At 62.2% G+C, this 24,584-nt stretch carries 25 protein-coding genes; 2 read left to right on the forward strand and 23 right to left on the reverse strand.

Annotated elements, in window-relative coordinates:
- Window positions 1-16: 16 nt before the first annotated feature.
- The 6 genes from AC0L2B_RS17995 to dusB all read right to left on the reverse strand — a co-directional run bounded on the left by AC0L2B_RS17995 (window position 17) and on the right by dusB (window position 8,494).
- Complete coding sequence (locus tag AC0L2B_RS17995) at window positions 17-877, reverse strand: D-amino-acid transaminase (RefSeq protein ID WP_473746310.1); 861 nt, start codon at window positions 875-877, stop codon at window positions 17-19.
- 185 nt (window positions 878-1,062) lie between these two features.
- Window positions 1,063-2,424 carry a nitrogen assimilation response regulator NtrX gene (gene ntrX, locus AC0L2B_RS18000; RefSeq protein WP_027153990.1) on the reverse strand — a complete coding sequence of 454 codons (1,362 nt, stop codon included), beginning with the start codon at window positions 2,422-2,424 and terminating at the stop codon, window positions 1,063-1,065.
- A complete protein-coding gene (locus tag AC0L2B_RS18005) occupies window positions 2,414-4,699 on the reverse strand; it encodes a sensor histidine kinase NtrY-like (RefSeq protein ID WP_473746311.1) in 2,286 nt (761 codons plus the stop codon). The genes ntrX and AC0L2B_RS18005 overlap by 11 nt, the downstream gene beginning before the upstream one ends.
- A gap of 170 nt (window positions 4,700-4,869) precedes the next feature.
- The gene (gene ntrC, locus AC0L2B_RS18010; protein WP_473746312.1) at window positions 4,870-6,330 is read right to left on the reverse strand and encodes a nitrogen regulation protein NR(I); all 1,461 of its coding nucleotides are present in this window, start codon (window positions 6,328-6,330) and stop codon (window positions 4,870-4,872) included.
- Entirely contained in the window at window positions 6,327-7,469 is a 1,143-nt protein-coding gene (locus AC0L2B_RS18015; protein WP_473608554.1) for a two-component system sensor histidine kinase NtrB, read from the reverse strand. Before AC0L2B_RS18015 ends, ntrC begins: the two co-directional genes overlap by 4 nt.
- The gene (gene dusB, locus AC0L2B_RS18020) at window positions 7,466-8,494 is read right to left on the reverse strand and encodes a tRNA dihydrouridine synthase DusB (RefSeq protein WP_473746313.1); all 1,029 of its coding nucleotides are present in this window, start codon (window positions 8,492-8,494) and stop codon (window positions 7,466-7,468) included. Before dusB ends, AC0L2B_RS18015 begins: the two co-directional genes overlap by 4 nt.
- 218 nt (window positions 8,495-8,712) lie before the next feature.
- Between dusB and AC0L2B_RS18025 the strand changes: the two genes are divergently transcribed.
- Entirely contained in the window at window positions 8,713-9,942 is a 1,230-nt protein-coding gene (locus tag AC0L2B_RS18025; protein ID WP_473507647.1) for a bifunctional 2-C-methyl-D-erythritol 4-phosphate cytidylyltransferase/2-C-methyl-D-erythritol 2,4-cyclodiphosphate synthase, read from the forward strand.
- On the forward strand, window positions 9,939-10,448 hold the full coding sequence (locus AC0L2B_RS18030; protein WP_473746314.1) for a CinA family protein: 510 nt from the start codon (window positions 9,939-9,941) through the stop codon (window positions 10,446-10,448). The genes AC0L2B_RS18025 and AC0L2B_RS18030 overlap by 4 nt, the downstream gene beginning before the upstream one ends.
- Here AC0L2B_RS18030 and AC0L2B_RS18035 read toward each other — a convergent pair.
- From AC0L2B_RS18035 to AC0L2B_RS18115, 17 genes are all read right to left on the reverse strand, one after another.
- Entirely contained in the window at window positions 10,424-10,882 is a 459-nt protein-coding gene (locus AC0L2B_RS18035) for a type II toxin-antitoxin system RatA family toxin (RefSeq protein WP_473746315.1), read from the reverse strand. The two genes, AC0L2B_RS18030 and AC0L2B_RS18035, sit on opposite strands and share 25 nt — an antisense overlap.
- A gap of 12 nt (window positions 10,883-10,894) precedes the next feature.
- Window positions 10,895-11,860 carry a lipoyl synthase gene (gene lipA / locus AC0L2B_RS18040; protein WP_473746316.1) on the reverse strand — a complete coding sequence of 322 codons (966 nt, stop codon included), beginning with the start codon at window positions 11,858-11,860 and terminating at the stop codon, window positions 10,895-10,897.
- A 126-nt stretch (window positions 11,861-11,986) separates the two neighbouring features.
- A complete protein-coding gene (locus AC0L2B_RS18045; protein ID WP_023799232.1) occupies window positions 11,987-12,244 on the reverse strand; it encodes a GlsB/YeaQ/YmgE family stress response membrane protein in 258 nt (85 codons plus the stop codon).
- 96 nt (window positions 12,245-12,340) lie between these two features.
- Window positions 12,341-13,804: a dihydrolipoyl dehydrogenase gene (gene lpdA, locus AC0L2B_RS18050; protein WP_473746317.1), complete on the reverse strand. Its 1,464-nt coding sequence runs from the start codon at window positions 13,802-13,804 to the stop codon at window positions 12,341-12,343.
- 19 nt (window positions 13,805-13,823) lie between these two features.
- Entirely contained in the window at window positions 13,824-14,462 is a 639-nt protein-coding gene (locus AC0L2B_RS18055; protein ID WP_473746318.1) for an SGNH/GDSL hydrolase family protein, read from the reverse strand.
- A 146-nt stretch (window positions 14,463-14,608) separates the two neighbouring features.
- On the reverse strand, window positions 14,609-16,018 hold the full coding sequence (locus AC0L2B_RS18060; RefSeq protein WP_473746319.1) for a pyruvate dehydrogenase complex dihydrolipoamide acetyltransferase: 1,410 nt from the start codon (window positions 16,016-16,018) through the stop codon (window positions 14,609-14,611).
- A 45-nt stretch (window positions 16,019-16,063) separates the two neighbouring features.
- A complete protein-coding gene (locus AC0L2B_RS18065) occupies window positions 16,064-16,342 on the reverse strand; it encodes a hypothetical protein (protein WP_139172514.1) in 279 nt (92 codons plus the stop codon).
- 17 nt (window positions 16,343-16,359) lie between these two features.
- Window positions 16,360-17,742 (reverse strand): pyruvate dehydrogenase complex E1 component subunit beta, encoded by a 1,383-nt coding sequence (locus AC0L2B_RS18070; RefSeq protein ID WP_473746320.1) that lies wholly within the window; start codon window positions 17,740-17,742, stop codon window positions 16,360-16,362.
- 15 nt (window positions 17,743-17,757) lie between these two features.
- Window positions 17,758-18,804, reverse strand: coding sequence for a pyruvate dehydrogenase (acetyl-transferring) E1 component subunit alpha (pdhA, locus tag AC0L2B_RS18075; protein ID WP_473746321.1), 1,047 nt, complete (start codon window positions 18,802-18,804; stop codon window positions 17,758-17,760).
- A gap of 172 nt (window positions 18,805-18,976) precedes the next feature.
- Complete coding sequence (locus tag AC0L2B_RS18080) at window positions 18,977-19,300, reverse strand: FtsB family cell division protein (RefSeq protein WP_128187469.1); 324 nt, start codon at window positions 19,298-19,300, stop codon at window positions 18,977-18,979.
- Between the two features lie 200 nt (window positions 19,301-19,500).
- Entirely contained in the window at window positions 19,501-20,775 is a 1,275-nt protein-coding gene (gene eno / locus AC0L2B_RS18085; RefSeq protein WP_473746322.1) for a phosphopyruvate hydratase, read from the reverse strand.
- Window positions 20,776-21,178: 403 nt separating this feature from the next.
- Window positions 21,179-21,544 (reverse strand): PRC-barrel domain-containing protein, encoded by a 366-nt coding sequence (locus AC0L2B_RS18090; RefSeq protein WP_023799241.1) that lies wholly within the window; start codon window positions 21,542-21,544, stop codon window positions 21,179-21,181.
- A gap of 97 nt (window positions 21,545-21,641) precedes the next feature.
- The gene (locus tag AC0L2B_RS18095) at window positions 21,642-21,845 is read right to left on the reverse strand and encodes a dodecin family protein (protein WP_023799242.1); all 204 of its coding nucleotides are present in this window, start codon (window positions 21,843-21,845) and stop codon (window positions 21,642-21,644) included.
- A 101-nt stretch (window positions 21,846-21,946) separates the two neighbouring features.
- On the reverse strand, window positions 21,947-22,777 hold the full coding sequence (kdsA, locus tag AC0L2B_RS18100) for a 3-deoxy-8-phosphooctulonate synthase (RefSeq protein ID WP_473587195.1): 831 nt from the start codon (window positions 22,775-22,777) through the stop codon (window positions 21,947-21,949).
- On the reverse strand, window positions 22,774-23,685 hold the full coding sequence (locus tag AC0L2B_RS18105; RefSeq protein ID WP_473746323.1) for a VOC family protein: 912 nt from the start codon (window positions 23,683-23,685) through the stop codon (window positions 22,774-22,776). Before AC0L2B_RS18105 ends, kdsA begins: the two co-directional genes overlap by 4 nt.
- A 210-nt stretch (window positions 23,686-23,895) precedes the next feature.
- Complete coding sequence (locus AC0L2B_RS18110) at window positions 23,896-24,186, reverse strand: Dabb family protein (RefSeq protein WP_473587197.1); 291 nt, start codon at window positions 24,184-24,186, stop codon at window positions 23,896-23,898.
- 108 nt (window positions 24,187-24,294) lie between these two features.
- Window positions 24,295-24,429, reverse strand: a complete 135-nt coding sequence (locus tag AC0L2B_RS18115; RefSeq protein ID WP_023799246.1) for a hypothetical protein — start codon at window positions 24,427-24,429, stop codon at window positions 24,295-24,297.
- Window positions 24,430-24,584 lie beyond the last annotated feature (155 nt).

Genomic DNA, 24,584 nt, shown 5'->3' on the forward strand with positions numbered 1-24,584 from the left:
TCCACCTGTGCGGTTATCAGGCTGGACTTTTTTCCGCAACGTCAAAAAAGGCGTGCCGCAAGGAAAGTGTTATCGAGCCCGGATGGCCGTTGGCGACCGGAGCACCGTCGATCGCCACGATCGGCATGGCGATTGTGGTCGCGGAGCTGATGAAAACCTCGCGCGCGGCCTTGGCTTCGGCGACCGAAAAGCCCCGCTCCTCGATCGTCAGGCCGAGCTTGGCGGCCACGTCGAACAGCGTGGTGCGGGTGATGCCGCGCAGGATGCCGTGCTCGGCCGGACGCGTCACCAGCACGCCGTCCCTGGTGATGATCCAGGCGTTCGACGACCCACCTTCCTTGACGGTGCCGTCGGCATCGACGAACCAGGCTTCCTGGGCGCCGGCTTCCTTGGCCTTCTGCTTGGCGAGCACATTTGGCAGCAGGCCGACCGACTTGATGTCGACCCGGTCCCAACGGTTCTCCGGCACGGTGATGACCTTGATTCCGCTTTCGGCCCTCCTGGCGGCAGCAGCGGGGTCGGCTTTCCTGGCGGTAACCACCAGCGACGGCTTCGTGCCTGCCGGGAAAGCAAAATCACGGCTGGCGACGCCGCGCGTCACCTGAAGATAGACCAGGCCATCGGCGACATGGTTGCGGCGGACCACCTCGCGCAGGATGATCGGCAACACGCCCGGCGTGACCGGCCAGTCGATCGACAATTCGGTCAGCGAGCGGTTCAGCCGTCCGAGATGGCGAGGCATGTCGACGATGAAGCCGCGCGCCACCTCGCAGACCTCGTAGACACCGTCGGCGAACTGATAGCCACGGTCCTCGATATGCACGAAAGCGTCGGCGTGAGCGACATAGCGCCCGTTCACATAGGCAATGCGCGGCATGGGTCACCCCTGAAGAAGTCAGCGCATGACCCCGAAAATCGGACTCTATTTTCGGGAAGGAGCATGCGCAAAAAACAAAATGCTACAGCGTCGTTGCGCGGCCCAAAAGACGCGCGGCAGCGTTTCTTATGCGATTCCGCCGCCGCCGTAACCGATAATTGCGTAGGCCACGACCGGATTGGCTGTCAGACGCCCAGCGATTTCAGCTTCCGGTGAAGCGCCGAGCGCTCCATGCCGATGAACTCGGCCGTCTTCGAGATGTTGCCGCCAAAACGGTTGATCTGGGCGATCAGATAGTCCTTCTCGAACTGTTCGCGCGCTTCACGCAACGGCAGCGCCATGATGTGCTGATCGGATTGGTTCGGCGTGCGCGGCATGACGTCGCCGATCTCGGCAGGCAAGAGATCGGCGGTGATCGGTGCGTCGATATCGTCGCCGCGCGCCAGGATCATCAGCCGCTCGACGTTGTTGCGCAACTGGCGAACGTTGCCTGGCCAGTTGTGCGCCTGCAGCACCGCCAGCGCGTCGTCGCCGATGCGCCGCGGCCGGATTCCGGCCTGGCGGGCGATCTGCTTCATGAAATTGTCGACAAGATAGGGGATGTCCTCACGCCGCTCGGCCAATCCCGGCACCATGACCGGAACCACCGCCAGGCGGTGATAGAGATCCTCGCGGAAACGACCGTCGGCGATCATCGCCTCCAGGTTCTGCGACGTCGACGAAATGATACGGACATCGACCTTGACCCGTTTGGTGCCCCCTACCCGCTCGAACTGCTGCTCGACCAGCACGCGCAAGATCTTGTTTTGCGTTTCGCGCGGCATGTCGGCCACTTCGTCGATGTAGAGAATGCCGCGATGGGCTTCCTCAAGCGCGCCGACCTTGCGTTCGACACCGTTTGATTCGGTGCCGAACAGCTCGACCTCCATGCGTTCGGGCGTGATGTTGGCGGCGCTCAGCGTGACAAACGGGGCGCCCTTGCGCGCCGACAGCGTGTGGATGGCGCGTGCCGCGAGTTCCTTACCCGAGCCGGATGGGCCGATGATCATGACGCGGCTGTTGGTCGGCGCGACGCGCTCGATGGTCTGGCGCAACTGGCTCATCGCCGACGACATGCCGATCAGGTCGAAGGTCTCGCCGCTGCGCAGCTTGAGATCCGAAACCTCGCGTCTCAGCTTCGAGGTTTCAATCGCACGTTCGGCGATGAGGATCAGCCTGTCGGCCTTGAACGGTTTTTCGATGAAGTCATAGGCGCCGCGGCGGATGGCCGAGACCGCCGTCTCGATGTTGCCGTGGCCCGAGATCATCACCACCGGCAGGCTCGGATGCATCGTCTTGATCTCGTCCAGCAGCGCCAGTCCGTCCAGGCGTGAGCCTTGCAGCCAGATGTCGAGGAAAATTAGCCTCGGCGCCCGGTCGGCGATCGCCGCCAGGGCGCTGTCGGCGTCGAATGCCGTGCGGGTTTCGTGACCTTCGTCGCTCAGGATACCGGCGACAAGCTCGCGGATGTCTTCCTCGTCATCGACGATGAGAATGTCAGACGCCATTACCGACCTTTTCAGTTTCTCTTTCGGGTTCTGTCCTGCCTTCGCCGCGCGACGGTACAGTGGCGGCGAGTGGCAGGATGATGCTGATCATCGCGCCTCGCCCGTCGTGGAAATCCGCCGGCGCGTCATGCAATTCGAGCCGGCCGCCATGGTCCTCCACTATCTTCTTGACGATAGCGAGGCCGAGCCCGGTGCCCTTCTCGCGTGTCGTCATGTAAGGCTCGAGCAATCGCTGGCGGTTCTCGCGCGGCAAGCCCTTGCCGTTGTCGATGACATCGATGCGAATCGTATCATTCTGGCGCCCGGCTTGAATCCGGATTATGCCGTGCGAGCGGTCCTTTTGATCAAGTCCGTCAATCGCCTCGGCTGCGTTCTTGATGACGTTGCCAAAGGCCTGCGCCATCAGGCGGCTGTCGAACGTGCCTTTGAGCGGTTCGTTGCCGAATACGCGCTCGAAGGTGATATCGGAGCGGCTCACCTCGACGAGGAACGAGGCTTCGCGCAACGATTCGCGCAAATCGAGGGCCTTCATTTCGGGCTTGGGCATGCGTGCGAAAGCGGAGAACTCGTCGACCATGCGGCCGATGTCCTCCACTTGCCTGATGATCGTATCGGTGCACTGATCGAAAACCTCGCGGTCTTCGGTGATGACCTTGCCGTAGCGGCGCTTGATGCGCTCGGCCGAAAGCTGGATCGGCGTCAGCGGGTTCTTGATCTCGTGGGCGATGCGCCGCGCCACATCCGCCCAGGCCGAGGAACGCTGCGCCTGGACCAGATCGGTGATGTCGTCCACCGTCACGACATAGGATTTTTCTTCCGAACCGTCGTCGCCGGCCTCGACCGTGATCTGCACGTTGAAGGTGCGCTCCGCGCCGGCGCGATAGAAGGTCACCTGCTCGCGATGGACAGGCTTGCCCGACTTGCGGCCGATCTCGAAGACGCGGCCGACATGCGGCAGCACGGCGGAGAGGTTTTGCCCGAGTGCGGCGGTGGCGGATATGGCCAGCATCGTTTCGGCCGACCGGTTGACGATGGTGACGATGCCATACGGATCGACACCGATAACGCCGGCGGTGACACCGGCAAGCACGGCTTCCGAAAAACGCCGCCGCTCGTCGATCAAATCCTTGGCGGACAGAATCTCGTTACGCTGCGATTTCAGTTCCAGCAGCATCTTGTTGAAGGTGTCGCCGAGCGAGGCGACGTCGCCGTCGGAGGGCCGAACCGGCACGGCAACGTCGAGATTGCCGGTCGCGACCTCGTCGGCCGCGCCGATGAGCTGGCGGATCGGCCGCACCAGGCGGTCGGCCACGGCGATGCCGGTCCAGATGGCGGACAGGATGATGATCAGCGTCAGCGACAGATAGGGAAGTGCAAAGGCCACCTGCGAAGTGCGGCGACTGTCTTCGAGGCCGCGATATTCGTCGCTGTTGGACCTGACAATCTGCCGCGCCTTGATCACCTCGGGATCGACGAGCCGGATGGTGTAGAGATAGAGCCCTTCGATCTCGCGCAGTTTGACGATGGCGCCCATGATGTTGCGCGTCTTCGGCTCGATCAGCACCGGCCTGCCGTCAGCGGCACCGCTCATGGCGCCTTCCGGCGGCTCCGGCATGGCAAAATCGGCGTCGGTCTTGGCGCTCATGACGAACGAACCGTCGGACCTGATCAGTGCGGCATGGGCCAGCGAGCGTCCAACGGCTTCCTTGTTCATCAGATCGAGGAAGCCGGTTCGATCGAGGCCGTAGAGCGTGCGGGAGGCGTCGAGATCGTAAGCCATCGACAGGGTCGTTCCCTGGAGGTTGCGAGCGTTCTCCTGCACATAGGCATCGGCTATCGACAGCGACGAATTGACGATCGTCTTGGTGCGGATTTCGAACCAGCGATCAAGACCGATATCGAGCGTGATCGAGGCGATGATCGCCACCATGATGGCAGGAATCGCGGCGACCAGCGCGAACATCGCGACGATCCGCACATGCAGCCGCGACGCCGCCTTGCCGCGCCGGCGCGCCATCACGATACGATGTACTTCGCGGCCAACCAGCGCGATCAGGAACAGGATGAACGCCGCATTGACGGCGATTAGCGCCAGCGTTGTGCTCTCGTCCGGCGTGATCGGCGTGGCACCGACGAGGATGGCGAAGGAGATCGCCGCCGTAACCAGCGCACCGGCAATTGCCACTACGCCCGGCAGCGCAAGCAGCCGGCGCCCGTCACTTGTGCGGGGTTCGCTGAAAAGCGTTTCGCTCAGTCTCGATGCCCGTGGAGCCATGTCGCCGTCTAGAGCCAGTGATTGCGTCGGATGTATGCAACGCATTGTGGCGATTATGCAACAAGTGTGGCCTGGACGGAACTGTTTCGGCGCTCGATCCCCCGGAAAAGGCTTCGCTCTGTCACACCGGCCCGAAATTCGGGATCGATTTATTGAAAGAAAACGGCGCTCTAAGCTTGCCTGGTCGATTTGTAGACGTTGACGCCGAGTTCGCGAATCTTCTTGCGCAGCGTGTTGCGATTGAGCCCGAGGAGCTCCGCAGCCTTGATCTGGTTGCCGCGGGTTGCCGTCATCGAAGCAAGCACCAGCGGATATTCGACCTCGGAAAGGATACGCTGATAGAGGCCGGCGGGCGGCAAGTCGCCGGCGAACGAAGCAAAATAGCGCTGCAGGAAATGTTCCACCGCCTGGCCGATGGACAGGTCGTCGGGAATGAGGTTGCCGCGGCCGGGAACGACCGGCCTCTCGCCGGTCTTCAGTTCCGCCTCGATGACTTCGGCAGAAATCTCGTCCTGCGAATAGAGCGCGGCAAGTCTGCGGACAAGATTTTCGAGCTCGCGCACGTTGCCCGGCCACGGATAGCGCTTCATCAGCTCGATGCCGCCCGTGGAAATGCGCTTGGTCTGCAGGCCTTCGCTGGCGCCAAGCTTGAAGAAGTGCCGGACGAGATCCGGAACGTCCTCGGACCGCTCGCGCAGCGCCGGCAGCCTTAGCGGCACAACATTCAGGCGATAGAACAGATCCTCGCGGAAAAGCCCTTGATTGATCAGCGTGCGCAGATCCTTGTTGGTGGCGGCGACGATGCGCACGTCGGTCTTGATCGGCGTGCGGCCACCGACGGTGGTGTATTCGCCCTGCTGCAGGACACGCAGCAGGCGGGTCTGCGCCTCCATCGGCATGTCGCCGATCTCGTCAAGGAAGAGCGTGCCGCCTTCGGCCTGCTCGAAACGGCCGGTGGAGCGGTTCTGCGCGCCGGTGAAGGCGCCCTTCTCGTGCCCGAACAGTTCCGATTCGATCAGGTCGCGCGGGATCGCAGCCATGTTGATCGCGACGAAGGGGCCGCCGCGGCGGCGGCCATACTCGTGCAGCGCGCGCGCGACCAGTTCCTTGCCGGTGCCCGATTCGCCTGAAATCATCACCGTCAGGTCGGTCTGCATCATGCGCGCCAGCATGCGGTAGATATCCTGCATGGCGGCCGAGCGGCCAACCAGCGGCATGGTTTCCGGCGGCTCGTCCGCCCGCGCATCGATTTTCGGCCGTCGGGGCTCGGAAAGCGCCCGGTTGACGATGTTGAGAAGCTCGGTCAGGTCGAACGGTTTCGGCAGATATTCGTATGCGCCGGTTTCGGAGGCGCGAATCGCGGTCATGAACGTGTTCTGGGCGCTCATGACGATGACGGGCAGTTCCGGTCGCGCCTTCTTGATGCGCGGCAGCATGTCGAAGGCGTTTTCGTCGGGCATAACCACGTCGGTGATGACGAGATCGCCCTCGCCCGCCGCCACCCAGCGCCACAGCGTCGAGGCGTTGGACGTCACGCGCACCTCATGGCCGACGCGCGAAAGCGCCTGATTGAGGACGGTGCGGATGGCCGCATCGTCGTCGGCGACGAGAATATTGCCGCGAACCGTCATTTGCGGTCTCCTTCGCCATCGTCGTCTGTGCCGAACGGCGTTTCTTTCCAGGCTGGCATCAGGATGCGGAAGGTAGTTGCGCGCGGCGTCGAATCGCATTCGATGATGCCGCCATGCTCGCCAACGATTTTCGCGACCAGCGCCAGACCAAGCCCCGACCCGTTCGGCTTGGTGGTGATGAAGGGGTCGAACAGGATCGGCAGGATATCTTCGGAGACGCCAGAACCGTTGTCGCGCACGCAAAATTCCAGCGGCAGCGACACGCGGCCCTGCGATCCCGGAACGGAAACACGGATGCCCGGCCGGAACGCGGTCGACAGGGTGATCTCGCCTTGCGGATCGCCGCCAATGGCCTCGGCCGCATTCTTGACCAGGTTGAGGAACACCTGGATGAGCTGGTCGCGGTTGGCGAAAACCGGAGGCAATGATGGATCATAATCCTCCAATATCTTGATCCGCTTGGCAAAACCGTTCTTGGCAATCGCCTTCACATGGTCGAGCACGATATGGATGTTGACCGGATAGCGATCGACGGGCCGCTCGTCGGAAAACACCTCCATGCGATCGACCAGCGAGACGATGCGGTCGGTCTCGTCGGTGATCAGCCGGGTCAGCGCGCGATCCTCGTCGGAAGCCGACAGTTCGAGCAGTTGGGCGGCGCCCCGGATGCCGGATAGCGGGTTCTTGATCTCGTGGGCAAGCATCGCGGCAAGGCCGGTCACCGAGCGTGCGGCACCGCGGTGCGTCATCTGCCGGTCGATCTTGTCGGCCATCGACCGTTCCTGGAACATCACCACGACGGAGCCCGGGAATTCCGACACCGGCGCGACATAGAGATCGACGACCTTCTCGATGCCGAGGCGCGGCGACGACACGTCGACCCGGTATTCGTTGACGGGTGCCCGGCGCTCGCGCACCTGGTCGACAAGCGTCAGCAACGGGCTGCCGAACGGAATGAGCTTGGATAATGTGTTGCGGGCGAGCATGGTCGCGCTCGAGCGGAAGAAATCCTCGGCATCGGCGTTGGCGAAGGTGATGAACCCTTCCGCATCGAGCATGATCACCGGGCGGCGGATGGTGTTGAGCACGATGTGTGCGGCGTCCGCGATGTCCATGTTCTGTGCAACGGTGGCATTCATGCTGCGCTCCGCAGGTTCATCGCCTCGGCAGCGCTTGAAAACACCTCGCGCAACGCGGCAATGACGCGGACGGGCTCGAAGCAGGTAAGGATGGCCCTTCGCTGCTCATCAACGACGCCAGCGGCGTGGCGGTCGAGATACCAGCCAAGATGCTTGCGCGCCTGGCGCACGCCGCTTTCGATGCCGTAGAGCGACAGCATGTCCTGATAGTGGGCAACGACGTAGTCGGCCAGCGCTTGCGGGCTTTCCGGCACACCGGGCGTCGCCTCTTTTGCCGCGCCTGCCGCGATGCTGCCTGCCGTCCATGGCACGCCGTAGTGTGCGCGGCCGATCATCACCGCGTCGGCGCCCGACTGGTCGAGGATCATTGCTGCCTCCGCCGGCGAGCCGACATCGCCATTGGCAACGACCGGGATCGAAACAGCCTGCTTTATGCGTGCGATGGCGCGCCAGTCGGCCTTGCCCTGGTAGAACTGGCAGCGCGTGCGGCCATGCACCGTCACCATCTGAACCCCCGCCTGCTCGGCGCGGCGCGCCAGAACAGGCGCATTGAGCGCGCTTTCGTCCCAGCCGAGCCGCATCTTGACCGTGACCGGCACCTCGACGGCGCCGACCACGGCCTCGATCAGCGACAAAGCGTGATCGAGATCGCGCATCAGCGCCGAACCGGCATAGCCGCCCGTCACCTTCTTGGCCGGGCAGCCCATGTTGATGTCGATGATGTCGGCGCCCTCGCCCGCGGCTATACGGGCGCCCTCTGCCATATGCACCGCCTCACGGCCGGCAAGCTGGACCATGTGCACCGGCAGCCCGGAATGGCGGATGCGCAGGCCGCAACCGGCTCTGCCCCTGGCAAGTTCGCCGCTCGCCACCATCTCCGACACCACCAACCCGGCGCCATGCGCATAGGCACGCTGCCGGAACGGCTCATCTGTTATGCCCGACATGGGCGCGAGAAAAGCGCGATTGCGGATTCTCACACGACCCACATCCAGCGGAGATGCCAATTTGGTCAGGTCAAGCATGCACAAAAACCAAGCATTTTTGATAGCTGCACATTCACTAGCCAGAATGGCGGCAATGTGCAACGCGCAATGACGTCGCATTAAGGCGCATTTGGGAAAATGCTGGCACTAGCCAAAGTGCGGTGCGTGTTGGGGAGGCTATTGGCACTTTGCATCTGCGCATGATCTCTTCCGAAAAGCGATTCCACTTTTTGGGATGATGCGCTAAGCGTCTCGGCATGACAGACGCAAGCGAAAAGCAGGCTTTGGCTGCGGACGACAAGGTTGCCGTCGTTATCGTCGCCGCCGGCCGCGGCGCGCGCGCCGGTCAGGCCGACGGGCCGAAGCAATATCAAAGGATCGGCGGCCGTGCCGTCATCGCGCGCACATTGGACGTGTTTTTGGCGCATCCGGGAATCGGTCCTGTCGTCGTCGCCATTCATGCCGACGACAGCGGACTTTTTCGCAGCGCCGCCGGCGCCAACGCCGATCGGGTGGTCACGGTGACCGGTGGCGCGTCCAGGCAGGACTCCGTCCGGCTCGGATTGCTGGCGCTGAGAGGCCATGCGCCGCGCCGGGTTCTGGTCCATGATGCCGTCCGCCCGTTCGTCGACGCGGAATTGATAGACCGCACGATCGCCGCCATCGGCGAGCGCCAGGCAGCGCTGCCTGCCCTGCCCGTCGCCGATACGCTGAAACGCGAATCGGCCGCCGGCATGATCGGCGAGACGGTTTCCAGGAACGGGCTTCATGCCGCCCAGACGCCGCAGGGCTTCCCGTTCTGGCCGATCCTGGCCGCCCATGAAAAGGCCCATCATCTGGGCAAGGCGGACTTCACCGACGATGCCGCGATTGCCGAATGGGCGAATATTCCGGTGAAAATCGTCCCGGGCTCGCCGGACAATGTCAAACTCACCTGGGCAAGGGATATCTCGATGGCGGATCAGCGGCTTTCCGGCGAACGGCCGCGTTTTCCGGACATCCGCACCGGCAATGGCTACGACGTCCATGCCTTCGAGCCCGGCGACCATGTCGTCCTGTGCGGCGTCTCGATCCCGCACGACAAGAAACTGTCCGGCCATTCGGATGCCGATGTCGGCCTGCACGCCTTGACCGACGCGCTGCTCGCCACTTGCGGTGCGGGCGACATCGGCACGCATTTCCCGCCGTCGGACCCGCAGTGGAAAGGCGTGGCCTCGCGGATCTTCGTCGAACATGCGGCAGGATTGGTACGCGCGCGCGGCGGGCGCATCGCCAATGCCGACATCACGCTGATCTGCGAGGCGCCGCGCGTTGGCCCGCATCGCGAAGCAATGACCGAAATCCTTTCGGCAATGCTGGCGATTTCCCGGGACCGCATCTCGATCAAGGCGACGACCAACGAAAAGCTCGGCTTTGTCGGACGCGAGGAAGGCATAGCCGCCATCGCGACCGCCAGCGTCGTGTTTCCAGGTGATGTCCCCGAATGAGCAACAGCGATCTCGCAGATGCCCTGCTTCAAGCCTGCCAACAGCGCGGCATCATGCTGGCGACGGCCGAGAGCTGCACCGGCGGCATGATCATCGCCGCCTTGACCGACATCGCCGGCTCATCGACGGTGGTCGACCGGGGTTTCATCACCTATTCCAACGAGGCCAAGACGGAGATGCTCGGCGTTTCCGCCGCCACGCTCAAGGTGCACGGCGCGGTCTCACGGGAAACGGCGGTCGAGATGGCAGCCGGCGCCTTGGCCCATTCGCGCGCCGGGCTGACCCTTGCCGTCACCGGCATTGCCGGTCCGGGCGGCGGCTCGACGGAAAAGCCCGTCGGCCTGGTCTGGTTCGGTATCGCCTTGACCGGCCGGCCGGTCGTCAGCGAATTGCAGTTGTTTGCCGACAAGGGCCGCAATTTCATCCGCCGTGAGACGGTCGGGCATGCGCTTAAACTGGGCTTGCGCGCGCTCGCCGCCGATCAGGCTGCCGGCGCTGCGCCGTAGATGACGTCGGCGCGCTTCTCGAACGCCTCGGAGAACATGCGGAAGGCGCGATCGAACATCGCTCCCATCACCGCACCCAGAATACGACTCTTGAATTCGTAGTCGATGAAGAAGCAGACATTGCAACCGCCGTCGGCCGGCTCGAAACGCCAGGCATTGCTCAGATATTTGAACGGACCGTCGATGTATTTGACGTCGATGGCCTTCTCGTCGGGCTTTAGCAGCACCTGCGTGGTGAAAGTCTCGCGGATCGCCTTGTAGCCAATGCTCATGTCGGCGACGAGGAGGGTACGTCCGTCGCGTTCCTTGCGCGAGCGAACCGTCAGCGCCTCGCAAAGCGGCAGGAATTGCGGATAGGATTCGACATCGGCGACCAGAGCGAACATCTGTTCCGACGTATGCGCAACGCGGCGATGGGCTTCGAATTGTGGCATGAAACCAGTGTGTTAGGCGGACTTCTTGAGAAACGCTTCCCGTGCCGCGCGCAGCTTGGCGAAATCGTCGCCGGCGTGATGCGACGAACGCGTCAACGGGCTCGATGCCACCAGCAGGAAGCCCTTGGTCTTGCCGATCGTCTCAAAAGACTTGAATTCCTCCGGCGTGACGAAACGGATCACCGGATGGTGCTTTTTCGATGGCTGCAGATACTGACCGATGGTCATGAAGTCGACATTGGCCGAACGCAGATCATCCATCAATTGCAGGATCTCGTTCCGCTCCTCGCCAAGGCCAACCATGATGCCGGATTTGGTGAAGATCGAGGGATCGAGTTCCTTGACCCGCTGCAGCAGCCTGATCGAATGGAAATAGCGGGCGCCCGGGCGGACTGTCAGATAGTTCGATGGAACGGTCTCCAGATTGTGGTTGAACACATCAGGCTTGGCCGCCACTACGATCTCCAGCGCGCCTTCCTTGCGCAGGAAGTCGGGCGTCAGGATTTCGATCGTCGTCGAAGGCGTTGCCGCCCTGATGGCGCCGATGACCTCGGCAAAGTGCTGAGCGCCGCCATCGGCGAGATCGTCGCGGTCGACTGAGGTGATGACGACATGGGTTAGACCCATTTGCTTGACGGCGTCGGCGATGCGCGCCGGTTCATCGGGATCGAGCGCGGTCGGAATGCCGGTGGCGACGTTGCAGAAGGCGCAGGCGCGCGTGCAGATCTCGCCCATGATCATGAAGGTGGCGTGCTTCTTCTCCCAGCACTCACCGATATTGGGGCACCCGGCCTCTTCGCACACCGTCACCAGCCTGTGCGACTTCACGATGTCGCGCGTCTCGGCATAGCCTTTCGACATCGGCGCCTTGACGCGGATCCAGTCGGGCTTGCGCAGCACATCCTGGTCAGGCTTGTGCGCCTTTTCAGGATGCCGCAGGCGCGGCGCATTGGCGATCGTGTCGAGGACGGTGACCATCAGAAATCCAGTTCATTCGCGATCGCTTCCGGCGTTCGCTTTCCATCTAGGACTTTTCGCTGCAAAGAAAAAGGCCGGGGCGGCGCATGCCGCCACAGCCGTTTTCGCATGGCAAGAGTTCAGCAACTAACGGCGCACCATGCGCCCTGCCAAGATCAGCAGGCAGGCGCCAACGAAACCGGTGATCAGATAGGCGATCCAGCCGGTGCCGAAGGCGCCGATGTTGAGCGCCTGCAGGATGGCATTCAGCACGATCGCGCCGACGATGCCCAGAACGATGTTCATCAAGATGCCCATGTTGCTTTTCATGAACATCTCGGCAAGCCAGCCCGCCAGCCCGCCGATGATGATGGCTGCGATCCAGCCCACGCCATTCACGTCCATATGCCCTCTCCTCTGGTGATAAATGCATCCGGAAACGAATTACCTTACGGTTGAGTTCCTTGGCTCTCACCTTTTGAGTCTCACGCGGTCAATTTATCACGCGTTGAGCGCGCGGCCATAGGCGTCGAGCACGCTTTCCTTCATCATCTCCGACAGCGTCGGGTGCGGGAAGATCGTGTGCATCAGTTCCTCCTCGGTGGTCTCCAGGTTCATCGCCACGACAAAGCCCTGGATCAGCTCGGTCACTTCGGCACCGACCATATGCGCGCCGAGCAACTGCCCGGTCTTCCTGTCGAAGATGGTTTTTACGAAACCCTGGTCCTCGCCGAGCGCGATGGCCTTGCCGTTGGCGGCGAACTGGAAGCGGCCGACGCGGATGTCCTTGCCTTCGGCCTTGGCTTTCGCTTCAGTCAACCCGACGGAGGCAACCTGCGGGTTGCAATAGGTGCAGCCCGGAATTTTCAGTTTGTCAGTGGCGTGCACGCCGGGGACGTTGGCGATCTTTTCCACGCAGACCACGCCTTCATGCTCGGCCTTGTGGGCGAGCATAGGCGGGCCGGCAACGTCGCCGATGGCATAGATGCCGGGCACATTGGTGCTGCCGTAGCCGTCGACGACGACGCAGCCGCGATCGGTCTTCACGCCGAGCGTCTCGAGGCCGAGATTCTCGATATTGCCCTGCACGCCGACGGCCGAGATCATCCGGTCGGCGGTGATCTTCTCGACCTTGCCGTCCTTCATCTCGACATGCGCGGTTACCGAGTTCGCAGCTTTTTCGACCTTGGTGACCTTGGCATCGAGGATGATCTTCATGCCTTGCTTCTCGAACTGCTTTTGCGCGAATTTCGAGACCTCTGCGTCCTCGACCGGCATCACCGCCGGCAATAGCTCGACCACCGTCACCTCCGCGCCCATGGTGCGGTAGAATGAGGCGAATTCGATGCCGATTGCGCCCGAACCCATCACCAGCAGCGATTTCGGCATCTCCTTCGGCACCATCGCTTCGAAATAGGTCCAGATCAGCTTGCCGTCGGGCTCGATGCCGGGCAACGCCCGCGGCCTGGCCCCGGTCGCCAGGATGATGTGCTTGGCAGTGTATGTGCCCTCGCCCTTGACGCCCTTGGGCGCCGGCGGCTGTGGCTCCATCGGCTTCTTCGACGATTTCGACACGACGATCTCGCCCGGCCTGTCGCCGGAAGCCGTTTTGGACAGCTTGGCTTCGCCCCAGATGACATCGACCTTGTTCTTCTTCATCAGGAAGGCGACGCCGCCGTTCAGCCGCAGCGAGACCTTTCGCGAGCGGTCGACCACGGCAGCGGTATCGACGCCGACCTTGCCGTCGATCTTCAAGCCGTAGTCCTTTAAATGATCCGAATAGTGCATGATCTCGGCCGAACGCAGCAGCGCCTTGGTCGGGATGCAACCCCAGTTAAGGCAGATGCCGCCGAGATGCTCGCGCTCGACGATCGCTGTCTTGAACCCGAGTTGGGCGGAACGCACCGCCGTGACATAGCCGCCGGGGCCGGAGCCGATGATGATGACGTCGTAGTTCTCAGCCACGGATTTCTCCCATGATTCACTAGAGTTCCAGCATCACGCGCACGATTGGCGCCAATGCCTGCCCGATTTTGCGCGTGTTCTCTGCGTCGAGATGGACGCCGTCGAGTGGCGTGGTCTCGGCCACCGAGCCGGCATCGAAGAAGCCGCAGCCGACCTCGTCGGCAAGGACGGAATATTGTGGCGCCAGCCGCTTCGACGCTTCATCGCCGCCGGCGAACATTTCTTTGAATTCGGCGTTTTCCGTGCGGCTGACGGCGGGCGGCGCGACGATCAGGATTTGCGGCGACGGCCAATCGAACGGGTAGTCGTGACCGCGCACGATATCGATCAGGCGCTGCATGCCTTGCTTGGCGGCGACCGGATTGCCGTGAATCCACGGCTTCATGTCGTTGGCGCCGAGCATGATGATGACCAGGTCGATCGGCGCATGCGTCATCAAGATCGTCGGCAGCACTCTTGCGCCGTTACGGTCGGCGCCGGCCAAATGGTCGTCGAAAGCCGTTGTGCGGCCGTTCAAGCCTTCGGCGATGACCTCGACGCTGGCTTCCAACGTCGCCTGCAGCACACTCGGCCAGCGGTCCTTGAGCGGGTGGCGATCCAGACTTGCCGCATCATAGCCCCAGGTCAGCGAATCGCCGTAGCAAAGGACTGTTTTCATGCGTTTGCCCCACTCCGGTCGAAATCTGCCGGCGCGCGCCTCACCCGCCAGCCCACGAACAGCCAATGCACGACGATCGTTGCAACGCTGGAAGGGCTGAAGGCAAAAAGGCCGGTGAAGAGTTCCCGCACCGCCTTCTTTTCCCTCTAGACCAGCATGCCCATCGGGTTTTCGATCATGCGCTTGAAGGCGACGAGCAGTTCGGCGCCGAGCGCGCCGTCGACAGCGCGGTGATCGGTCGACAATGTCACCGACATGATGGTGGCGATCTTGATCTCACCGTTCTTGACCACCGCGCGCTCCTCGCCGGCGCCGACCGCCAGGATCGTTGCATGCGGCGGGTTGATGACGGCGGCAAAGTCCTTGATGCCGAACATGCCGAGATTGGACACCGCCGTGGTGCCACCCTGGTATTCTTCCGGCTTCAGCTTGCGGCTGCGCGCGCGGCTGGCAAGATCCTTCATCTCGTTGGAGATGACCGACAGCGTCTTTTCGTCGGCACGCCGGATGATCGGCGTGATCAGCCCGCCGGGGATCGACACGGCGACACCGACGTCGGCATGCTTGTGCTTGACCATGGCGCTCTCGGTCCATGACGCATTGGCATCCGGCACCGCCATCAGCGCCATTGCCATCGCTTTGATGACCATGTCGTTGACCGACAGCTTGTAGGCCGGCGCCTCACCCTTGTCGGTCTTCTTCACCGGGGCGGCCGCATTGACCTGCGTGCGCAGGGCCAGGAGCGCATCAAGCTCGCAGTCGAGCGTCAGATAGAAATGCGGGATGGTGGTCGTGGCCTCGACCAGCCGGCGCGCAATGGTCTTGCGCATGTTGTCATGCGGGACAAGCTCGTAAGAGCCGTCGGCAAACAGTTTCAGCACCTGGTCGTCCGACATTGGCTTGGCTGCGGCCGCCGGAGCCGGAGCGCCGGCAGGTGCCGCTTTCGCGGCGGGTGCTGCCTTGGCGCCGCCGCTGGAAATCGCTGCATCGACATCGGCCTTGACCACGCGGCCATGCGGGCCGGAGCCTGTCACCGCGGAGACATCGACACCGGCTTCCCGGGCGATGCGACGGGCCAGCGGCGAGGCGAAGGTGCGACCGTCCGACTGGCTGATCTCCCCCCTTGTGGGGGAGATGGCCGGCAGGCCAGAGGGGGGCGCCTCGTTCCTTGCCGCTGGCGGGACAGCGCCCCCCTCTGTCGACTTCGTCGACATCTCCCCCACGGGTGGGGAGATTGGCGCCTTATCCTGTTTTGCCTCGGCCTTTGCCGGCGCAGCGCCGTCGCCGCTTTTCGCGGCAGCCGCCGCATCTTCACCTTCGGCAGCGAGCACGGCGATCAGCGCGTTGACCTTGACGCCTTCGGTGCCGGCTGGAACCACCAGCTTGGCCACAGTGCCCTCATCGACAGCTTCGACTTCCATCGTCGCCTTGTCGGTCTCGATCTCGGCGATCACATCGCCCGGCGAAATCTTGTCGCCCTCCTTGACCAGCCACTTGGCAAGATTGCCCTCTTCCATCGTGGGCGACAGGGCCGGCATGGTGATGTTAATCGGCATAGGTATTCTTCTCCCAAGCGAAATGCGTTCACCGTGTCAGCAGCGCTATACAGATAGCGAAAGAGTCTTTTCACCGATCGGTCTGCCGATCGACCAAGCGAGGAAATAGTTGAATGCCAGGAAAGAAGCGACCAGTCCGAGAATACCGCCACCCCACGCACTTATTTGGTAAAGAAGTTGCCGATCAACGCCGGCGATCGTTCCAACAAAATTGATGACAAATCCGAATATAAAGCCAGAGACAAAGCCGAGGACAATGCCTGTAAGGCCCGCGCGCCAAAAAATCGCCCAAGCAATCCGTCGTGTCTCTCTCGCAGTCGCCACCGGATCCTCCCCATTCATCAGCGATATGTGACGGCTTTGACCGCCTCGACGACCTCGCCGACATTGGGCAGCGCCAGCTTTTCGAGGTTTGCCGCATAGGGCATCGGCACGTCCTTGCCGGCAATGGTGATGACCGGCGCGTCGAGGAAATCGAAGGCGCGCTGCGACACCTGGCTGGCGATATGGTCGCCGACCGAGCTCTGCGGAAATCCTTCCTCCACCACCACCAGACGATTGGTCTTCTTCACCGAGGCGATGATGGTGTCGAAATCGAGCGGGCGGATGGTCCTGAGGTCGATGATCTCGGCATCGATGCCCATGCCGCGCAATTCGGCCTCGGCCTTCACCGTGTAGCTCATGCCGATGCCGAAGGAGACGATGGTGACATCCTTGCCCGGCTTGTGGATGCGCGCCTTGCCGATCGGCAGCACGAAATCGTCGATCTTCGGCACATCGAAGGACTGGCCGTAGAGGATTTCGTTCTCGAGGAAGATGACCGGGTTCGGGTCGCGGATTGCGGCCTTCAGCAATCCCTTGGCGTCGGCGGCGGTGTAGGGCATCACCACTTTGAGGCCGGGAATGTGGCTGTACCAGGCGGCATAGCACTGTGAGTGCTGGGCGGCGACACGGGCGGCCGCGCCGTTTGGCCCGCGGAAGACGATGGGCGCGCCCATCTGGCCGCCGGACATGTAGAGCGTCTTGGCGGCGGAGTTGATGACATGATCGATCGCCTGCATGGCGAAGTTGAAGGTCATGAACTCGACGATCGGCCTCAGGCCGGCCATCGCCGCGCCAACACCGACGCCGGCAAAACCGTGCTCGGTGATCGGCGTGTCGACGACGCGACGCGCCCCGAATTCCTGCAGCAGCCCTTGCGTGATCTTGTAAGCGCCCTGGTACTCGGCGACCTCCTCGCCCATCACGAAGACGTCTGCGTCACGGCGCATTTCCTCGGCCATCGCGTCACGCAGCGCTTCGCGCACCGTGGTCGAGACCATCTCCGTGCCGGCCGGGATGTCGGGATCGGCGGCGATTTCGGTTCTCGGCGCCGCGGCGACAGGTGCTGCGCCCTCGCTTTTGGCCGCAGCAGGCGCTGGCGCTGCAGTTTCCTTGGCAGGTTCCTCGCCGATGCCTTCGCCTGCCTTGTCGATGTCTTCACCATCAACGGCGAGCACGGCGATCAGCGTGTTGACCTTGACACCTTCGGTGCCGGCAGGAACCACGATCTTGGCTAGCGTGCCTTCGTCGACGGCCTCGACTTCCATCGTCGCCTTGTCGGTTTCGATCTCGGCGATGACATCACCAGCGACAACCTTATCGCCCTCTTTCTTCAACCATTTGGAAACATTGCCCTCTTCCATGGTCGGCGAGAGAGCGGGCATGAGAATTTCGATCGGCATGGCCTTGCCCTCTCGTTACAGTACGATATCGGTCCAGAGCTCGGACGGATCCGGCTCTGCGTCGTTCTGGGCAAATTCAGCGGCGTCGGCGACAATGTCGCGGACCTCCTTGTCGACGGCTTTGAGCTCGTCCTCATCAGCCCACTTCTTGTCGAGCAGGCGCGCCTTGACCTGCTCGATCGGGTCGCGCTCGGAGCGCATCTTCTGCACTTCTTCCTTGGAGCGGTATTTTGCCGGATCGGACATCGAGTGGCCGCGGTAGCGATAGGTCTGCATTTCGAGAATCAGCGGCCCCTTGCCGTCACGGCACCATTCGGTGGCGAGATCGCCGGCTGCCTTGACTGCACGGACGTCCATGCCATCGACCTGGATGCCGGGGATCTTGAAGGAGGCGCCGCGGTGCGAAAAATCCGTCTCGGCCGACGAACGCGTTACCGAGGTGCCCATGGCATAGCGGTTGTTCTCGATGATGAAGATCACCGGCAGCTTCCACAGCGAGGCCATGTTGAAGCTCTCATAGACCTGGCCCTGATTGGCGGCGCCGTCGCCGAAATAGGTCAGTGTCACATTGTTGTTGCCGCGATAGCGATTGGCGAAGCCGAGGCCGGTGCCGAGCGAGACCTGCGCGCCGACAATGCCGTGGCCGCCGTAAAAATGCTTCTCCTTGGAGAACATGTGCATGGAGCCGCCCTTGCCCCTGGACAGGCCGCCGCGGCGCCCGGTCAATTCGGCCATGACGCCGCGCGGCGACAGTTCCATCGCCAGCATGTGACCATGGTCGCGGTAGGCGGTGATCATCTGGTCGCCGTCGATCAGCGCCATCTTCATGCCGGTGACAACTGCTTCCTGGCCGATATAGAGGTGGCAGAAGCCGCCGATAAAGCCCATGCCGTAGAGCTGGCCGGCCTTTTCCTCGAAGCGGCGAATGAGCAGCATGCGCCGGTAGGCGTCAAGCTCCTCATCCTTGGTGAAGTCGAGAGGCTTGGGGGCTGAAAGCCCTGCCGATTTGCCGTCGGATTTGGGTTTGGTTTTGGCAGGCGCTTTTCTGGCGGCGGTGGCCATGCATCACTCCCTGTTGGCGTCTCTTGCGGACACTGAGGGAGATCAGTTCTCCCGACCGATTTGGCAAAGGCTAACACGCGAGAAAGCGTTTCGCCATGCCGAAAAATGCATGGCTGACATGCGTCTAAGCGATTAAAATCGTTGAAAATATCGGCGATTAACTTGAATTTGGTTATCTTGCCGTGGCCGGTAGCATGATGGTGATTTCGTCGGCGTGGGACACATTGAGCGCCTTGCGCGCCTGCTCGTCGAGCATGTCCTTCTCCAGCGTGCCCTGATGCATCAGCTGAACCCGCCGCTGCAGATCGAGCCGGCGCGCCTTGACGGCATCGAGCTTACCTTGCAGGTCGACGGCTTCGGCCTCCAACCGGTATTTGGAATAGATGCCGAATTCGCCGTGGTAGGCGTGAAAACCGAAATAGGCGAGGAACGCGACGCAGAGCGAGGGGATGATCAGCCGACCGGTATTTCTCTGCTTGTGCTGACGTGTCCACATGACCTAAATCCCTTAGAGCGCCGCGCGCCCGCCTGGACGCGCAAAGGGCGCTCTAACCACTCTGCGACTCGCCCTTTCTCGCCCGATTGTGCTTAATGGACGGTTACGGGCGACTGGATCTGGCGGTGTTGAAACAAAAAAGGCGAGAATGCCCCGCCCTTTCGTTTTCGGATTTTCTGGGTTTTAGGATTTTCTGCGGCTCAGCCCTTCACGATCGACTTGCCGGCGTAGAGCGCCTGTTTGCCGAGCTCTTCCTCGATGCGGATGAGCTGATTGTACTTGGCCATGCGATCCGAGCGCGACAGCGAACCCGTCTTGATCTGCCCGCAATTGGTGGCGACGGCGAGATCGGCGATGGTCGAATCTTCGGTTTCGCCCGAGCGGTGCGACATGACCGCGGTGTAGCCGGCCTTGTGCGCGGTCTCGACGGCATCGAGCGTTTCGGTCAGTGAGCCGATCTGGTTGACCTTGACCAGGATAGAATTGGCGACGCCCATGCGGATGCCGTCGCGCAGCCGGGCCGTATTGGTGACGAACAGATCGTCGCCGACCAGCTGGGTCTTGTTGCCGATGAGGTCGGTCAGCGTTTTCCAGCCGTCCCAGTCGTCTTCGGCCAGCCCATCCTCGATGGTGATAATCGGATAGTCCGCGGCGAGCTTGGCCAGATACTTGGCCTGGGTCTTCGGATCGCGGGTCTTTTTCTCGCCTTCATAGACGTAGTTGCCGTCCTTGAAGAATTCGGTCGCGGCGCAGTCGAGGCCGAGCGCAACCTCTTCGCCCGGCTTGAAGCCAGCCTTCTCGATCGATTCCATGATGAAATCGAGCGCTGCGGGCGCGCTTTTCAAGTTAGGAGCGAAGCCACCCTCGTCGCCGACATTGGTGTTGTGGCCGGCGTCCTTCAGCCGCTTCCTCAGCGTATGGAAGATTTCCGAACCCCAGCGCACGCCGTCACGCAGTGTCGGCGCACCGATCGGCAGGATCATGAATTCCTGGAAATCGATCGGGTTGTCGGCATGGGCGCCACCGTTGATGATGTTCATCATCGGCACCGGAAGCACATGCGCCTTGGTGCCACCGACATAGCGGTAGAGCGGCAGGCCAGCCGCTTCCGCCGCAGCCTTGGCCACCGCCAGCGACACGCCAAGGATCGCATTGGCGCCGAGGCGGCTCTTGTTGGGTGTGCCGTCGATCTCGATCATGGTCTGGTCGATGTGGATCTGGTTCTCGGCTTCCATCCCGCCGATAGCCTCGAACAGCTCGCCATTGACGGCCTCTACCGCCCGCATGACGCCCTTGCCGAGGTAGCGGGCGCCGCCGTCGCGCAGCTCGACCGCCTCATGCGCGCCGGTCGAGGCGCCGGAAGGCACCGCAGCGCGGCCCATCGAGCCGTCTTCGAGCACGACGTCGACCTCGACGGTCGGGTTTCCGCGGCTGTCCAGGATTTCGCGCCCGACAATGTCGATGATGGCAGTCATTGCGATGTCCCCGATTGATCTGACGAAGCGTCGCGCACGTCTTAGCCAAAGTGCCGCAAAACGCAATCGGGGCGTCCGCAAATAGTGCCGCCACTTCCGCCACATCGAATCACGAAGCACAAGTTGCTGTCATCATAAGTCATGTCAGTCATAGGCCTTGGCGGCATGCGGCTTTCTGGTTTATGCTCACAGCTGCGCGGGGCGAAACAGGAGGAGTTTCGCCATGTCTCAGTTGAGCGGTATTGTGAGTTTGTTCCTGATCGCGGCGGCGTTTTTGACGTCGTGTGACACTCAGCAGCCTCAACAGGGCGCGGTAGAGTTGTCGACCCTTGCAGCGGAGTAGATATCCTGCAAAAAAGGCCCCCGGTTCAACCGGGGGCCTTTTGATTCCGGCAGAGCAAGATCAATGCCAATAAGGCTCGACCCTGTAGTAACTGTATGAAGCATCACGCGCGGCCTCGCCGTCGGCGCCCGTCAATTCGTTGATCGAATAGGCGGGAGCTGCCTTCAGTTGCTCCTTGGTGAACGGCACGACATAGCCGCCCTTGTTCTCGTCATAGTCGAGGCTCGCCCACGGAATGGCGTGGTATTTCTCGCCGATGCCGAGAAATCCGCCAAAGCCGATCACGGCAAACATGATTCCATTCGACAATTTGTCGAGCATGACATCCTCGATGTCGCCGATGTGCGTGCCTTCCGTGTTGTAGACGGAAGTGCCGATCACCCGCGAGGCAGCGATGGCTTCAGTGTGTCCTGTCTGGGTTGTCATGATGTGCTCCTCTTGTCGTTCACTTCAGCTTCGACAATGAGGAGAGGGCTGCGAAGGTTCCAGATTTTTATGGACGCGGTCATACGTGCAGGGCTGATCACTCAGCGAGGATGAAGGTGACCTTCATGTTGACGCGGTAGGCGGAGATCGTGCCGTTCTCGACGACGACCTTCTGGTCCTGGATCCAGGCGCCTTCGACGTTCTTCAATGTCTTTGCGGCGCGGGCAATCCCCTGTTCGATGGCGTCCTGAAAGCTCTTATTCGACGATGATGTGATTTCGGTGACGCGGGCGACGGACATGGCTTCCTCCTCCAAGGCACTCGGTTGCCTGGGCAGCGTACAACCGGCGCCTGTTGATCACAAGTTTCGGGTCGGACTTAGGGCTGGGCCGCTGAACTTGCTCAGCCCTTGGCGACGCGATCGAATGCCATCAGCCTCTCAAGCAGCGCCCGAAGGTCCTTCAGCGGCACCATGTTGGGACCGTCGGAGGGGGCGTTGTCGGGATCCTGATGCGTCTCGATGAAGACGCCGGCGACACCGACCGCAACCGCGGCGCGCGCCAGCGTCTCGACGAAGCGCCGATCGCCGCCTGACGAGCCGCCCTGCCCGCCCGGCTGCTGCACCGAATGCGTGGCGTCGAAAATCACCGGCGCGCCGATCTCGGCCATGATCGGCAGGGCGCGCATATCGGACACCAGCGTGTTGTAGCCGAAGCACGCGCCGCGCTCGGTGACCAGCACATTGGCGTTGCCGGAACCGGTGACCTTGGCGACGACGTTCTTCATGTCCCACGGCGCGAGGAACTGGCCCTTCTTCACATTGACGACCTTGCCAGTTCTTGCCGCCGCGACCAGCAGATCGGTCTGGCGGCTGAGGAAAGCCGGAATCTGCAGGATATCGACATGCGGCGCGACGAGCGCGCACTGTTCCTCGGTGTGGATATCGGTCAGGATCGGCAGCGAAAACGCCTTGCGCAAATCGTCGAAGACGGGCAGCGCCGCATCGAGCCCGGCGCCGCGCGTGCCGCCAAGCGAGGTGCGGTTGGCCTTGTCGTAACTGGTCTTGTAGACGAGGCCCAGCCCGAGCTTCTCGGTCAGTTCCTTCAGCGCGCCAGCCATGTCGAAGGCGTGCTGGCGCGATTCAAGCTGGCACGGGCCGGCAATCAGCGACAGCGGCGCGGTGTTGCCGAAGACGACATTGCCGACGGTTACGGACGAATTGGGCTTGCTCATGCTTTCTCCTGGAAAACGAAGACCGCACCCTGCCCGGATGCCGGCCGCACGACAATATCATCGCCGCGTATGTCATGTTCTACGGAACTTGCGGCAAGCAGCTTGGCGACCGTGTCGGCGGAACCAACTGAAAAGACGATCGCCGCGAAGCGGAGTTCCGATGGCGCGCCGGCAGGTATGCCGAAGCGCGATTCGAAAGCGACGGGGTCAAGCAGGGTCAAGGTCGCGTTCGGCAGCTCAAACGCAGTGCTGCTCCCCGGCACGGTCGCCGGACTGTGCGTCGCGATCGAAGTCAAACGGCGCTGTTCGGATGGCTCATTGCTGACCGCCACGACCTCGACAATGCCGTTTGCGCCATTGGCGTGGACCTGCAACGCGCTGCGGTCCACTTTCGGCGCATTGATCCGCTCGCAAGCAAACAGGAATGCGTCCGTCGCCCCGGTGCCGGAGGCGAAGGCCAGTTTGAACGATGCCGTGTCGCTGTTTCCCGCCGCGTCGGTGAAGGCGCGCGAAAAGCTCAGCATGTCTCCAGCCGACAGGCCGGCTTCGACATAGCGTGCGTGGTCGGCATCCGCACTTTGGGTGCCCAGGACAAGGGCGGAAAATCCCTCATTGCCGCAGCTGTCGCGATAGGCGCGATCGCGCGCGACGAAGACGTTGTCGTCAGCGACCGCTTTCGCCGCCGCTCGCGCATTGCCCACTGCCAGCAGCTCGAGATAGGTGCCGTCCTCAAGGAAGACGCAGCAGTTTTCCGTGCCGAAAGGATGGATGCCGGTCGGCGCCACGACAAAGCCAAGCGAAGCCAGCCGCGCCCGTGCCACGTCGAGGCTCGCGGTCGGCAGCACAAGATGGTCAAGCGGACAGGGGCCGGGCGGATAAGCGCCGGGCGAATGAGGGCGTGCTGGCATCGTCTCGATCATGCCGGCGCGGTGTGCATCATTCCGGAAGTTGGTTCAAGAGCCCTCGCCTGACGCGCACGGATTTCATATAGCGGCAGCGGTCGTCGCGATGGCTGTTCTTGGCCACGCTGCCTTGGCGACGCGCGAAAGCGGCAGGGCGCTGATCCGACCGAACCAACGGCCGCAGATGGGTGCGCTCCTGCTTCGGTCAGTTTCCCTTCAAGTCGCAGCCACAATGTCCGCCGAATAGCGCAATTCACGCAGCGGTTTGACCTGACTGGTCGTCTCGGCATAGAGCGGATGCGCCTTGTACGCGGCCAGAGCGGCGTCATCCTCGAACTCGGCATAAACGACCAAGTCGATCTCGTCCGAAAGCGGGTCGACCTTGCTGTTGAGCGTCACCTCGAACAGACGGGAATGGGGGATGTTGCCCAGCGCCAGCAAGCCCGTGCGTACGGCCTCGACGTCCTCTTTGTGCCGTGCGCTGAAGAAAACGATATGCCGGATCAACCCCAGCCTCCTCGATCGATGTGCAGCCATGTTTTGTGTGGGCAACACGATTGCGTCAACCGGCAACGATGTCGCGGCAACAACGCGTTGGGGCGATGGCGAGGAAACTTACATCATGCTGGTAATGTAGCGCACGATGCGGTTAATCTCCCTGACCGTGGTGTCGAGATAGCTGCCCTGATTGTAGAGCCCGTCCCAGATCAGGAAGAACGTGACGGCGCAGATGACGATGACATAACGCATGGCTAAAACTACTGCATCCGGGTGGCTGCAACCATAGTGATTCCGGCGTTGATCAGCGCCCTCCCCCAAAATCTTTCCATGATCCGTGCTCGCTTGCCTTGGCTCTTGAAGTTCCCCTTGATGACGTGAAAGATTGCTGCGGGGATTCATCGGGA

The organism is Mesorhizobium sp. WSM4815 (assembly GCF_055811575.1).

Excerpts from the sequence above, each read along its gene's own strand:
- AC0L2B_RS17995 (WP_473746310.1), bottom strand. The coding sequence starts at position 877 with ATGCCGCGCATTGCCTATGTGAACGGGCGCTATGTCGCTCACGCCGAC.
- ntrX (WP_027153990.1), bottom strand. The coding sequence starts at position 2,424 with ATGGCGTCTGACATTCTCATCGTCGATGACGAGGAAGACATCCGCGAG.
- AC0L2B_RS18005 (WP_473746311.1), bottom strand. The coding sequence starts at position 4,699 with ATGGCTCCACGGGCATCGAGACTGAGCGAAACGCTTTTCAGCGAACCC.
- ntrC (WP_473746312.1), bottom strand. The coding sequence starts at position 6,330 with ATGACGGTTCGCGGCAATATTCTCGTCGCCGACGACGATGCGGCCATC.
- AC0L2B_RS18015 (WP_473608554.1), bottom strand. The coding sequence starts at position 7,469 with ATGAATGCCACCGTTGCACAGAACATGGACATCGCGGACGCCGCACAC.
- dusB (WP_473746313.1), bottom strand. The coding sequence starts at position 8,494 with ATGCTTGACCTGACCAAATTGGCATCTCCGCTGGATGTGGGTCGTGTG.
- AC0L2B_RS18025 (WP_473507647.1), top strand. The coding sequence starts at position 8,713 with ATGACAGACGCAAGCGAAAAGCAGGCTTTGGCTGCGGACGACAAGGTT.
- AC0L2B_RS18030 (WP_473746314.1), top strand. The coding sequence starts at position 9,939 with ATGAGCAACAGCGATCTCGCAGATGCCCTGCTTCAAGCCTGCCAACAG.
- AC0L2B_RS18035 (WP_473746315.1), bottom strand. The coding sequence starts at position 10,882 with ATGCCACAATTCGAAGCCCATCGCCGCGTTGCGCATACGTCGGAACAG.
- lipA (WP_473746316.1), bottom strand. The coding sequence starts at position 11,860 with ATGGTCACCGTCCTCGACACGATCGCCAATGCGCCGCGCCTGCGGCAT.
- AC0L2B_RS18045 (WP_023799232.1), bottom strand. The coding sequence starts at position 12,244 with ATGGACGTGAATGGCGTGGGCTGGATCGCAGCCATCATCATCGGCGGG.
- AC0L2B_RS18055 (WP_473746318.1), bottom strand. The coding sequence starts at position 14,462 with ATGAAAACAGTCCTTTGCTACGGCGATTCGCTGACCTGGGGCTATGAT.
- AC0L2B_RS18060 (WP_473746319.1), bottom strand. The coding sequence starts at position 16,018 with ATGCCGATTAACATCACCATGCCGGCCCTGTCGCCCACGATGGAAGAG.
- AC0L2B_RS18070 (WP_473746320.1), bottom strand. The coding sequence starts at position 17,742 with ATGCCGATCGAAATTCTCATGCCCGCTCTCTCGCCGACCATGGAAGAG.
- pdhA (WP_473746321.1), bottom strand. The coding sequence starts at position 18,804 with ATGGCCACCGCCGCCAGAAAAGCGCCTGCCAAAACCAAACCCAAATCC.
- AC0L2B_RS18080 (WP_128187469.1), bottom strand. The coding sequence starts at position 19,300 with ATGTGGACACGTCAGCACAAGCAGAGAAATACCGGTCGGCTGATCATC.
- eno (WP_473746322.1), bottom strand. The coding sequence starts at position 20,775 with ATGACTGCCATCATCGACATTGTCGGGCGCGAAATCCTGGACAGCCGC.
- AC0L2B_RS18090 (WP_023799241.1), bottom strand. The coding sequence starts at position 21,544 with ATGACAACCCAGACAGGACACACTGAAGCCATCGCTGCCTCGCGGGTG.
- AC0L2B_RS18095 (WP_023799242.1), bottom strand. The coding sequence starts at position 21,845 with ATGTCCGTCGCCCGCGTCACCGAAATCACATCATCGTCGAATAAGAGC.
- kdsA (WP_473587195.1), bottom strand. The coding sequence starts at position 22,777 with ATGAGCAAGCCCAATTCGTCCGTAACCGTCGGCAATGTCGTCTTCGGC.
- AC0L2B_RS18105 (WP_473746323.1), bottom strand. The coding sequence starts at position 23,685 with ATGCCAGCACGCCCTCATTCGCCCGGCGCTTATCCGCCCGGCCCCTGT.
- AC0L2B_RS18115 (WP_023799246.1), bottom strand. The coding sequence starts at position 24,429 with ATGCGTTATGTCATCGTCATCTGCGCCGTCACGTTCTTCCTGATCTGG.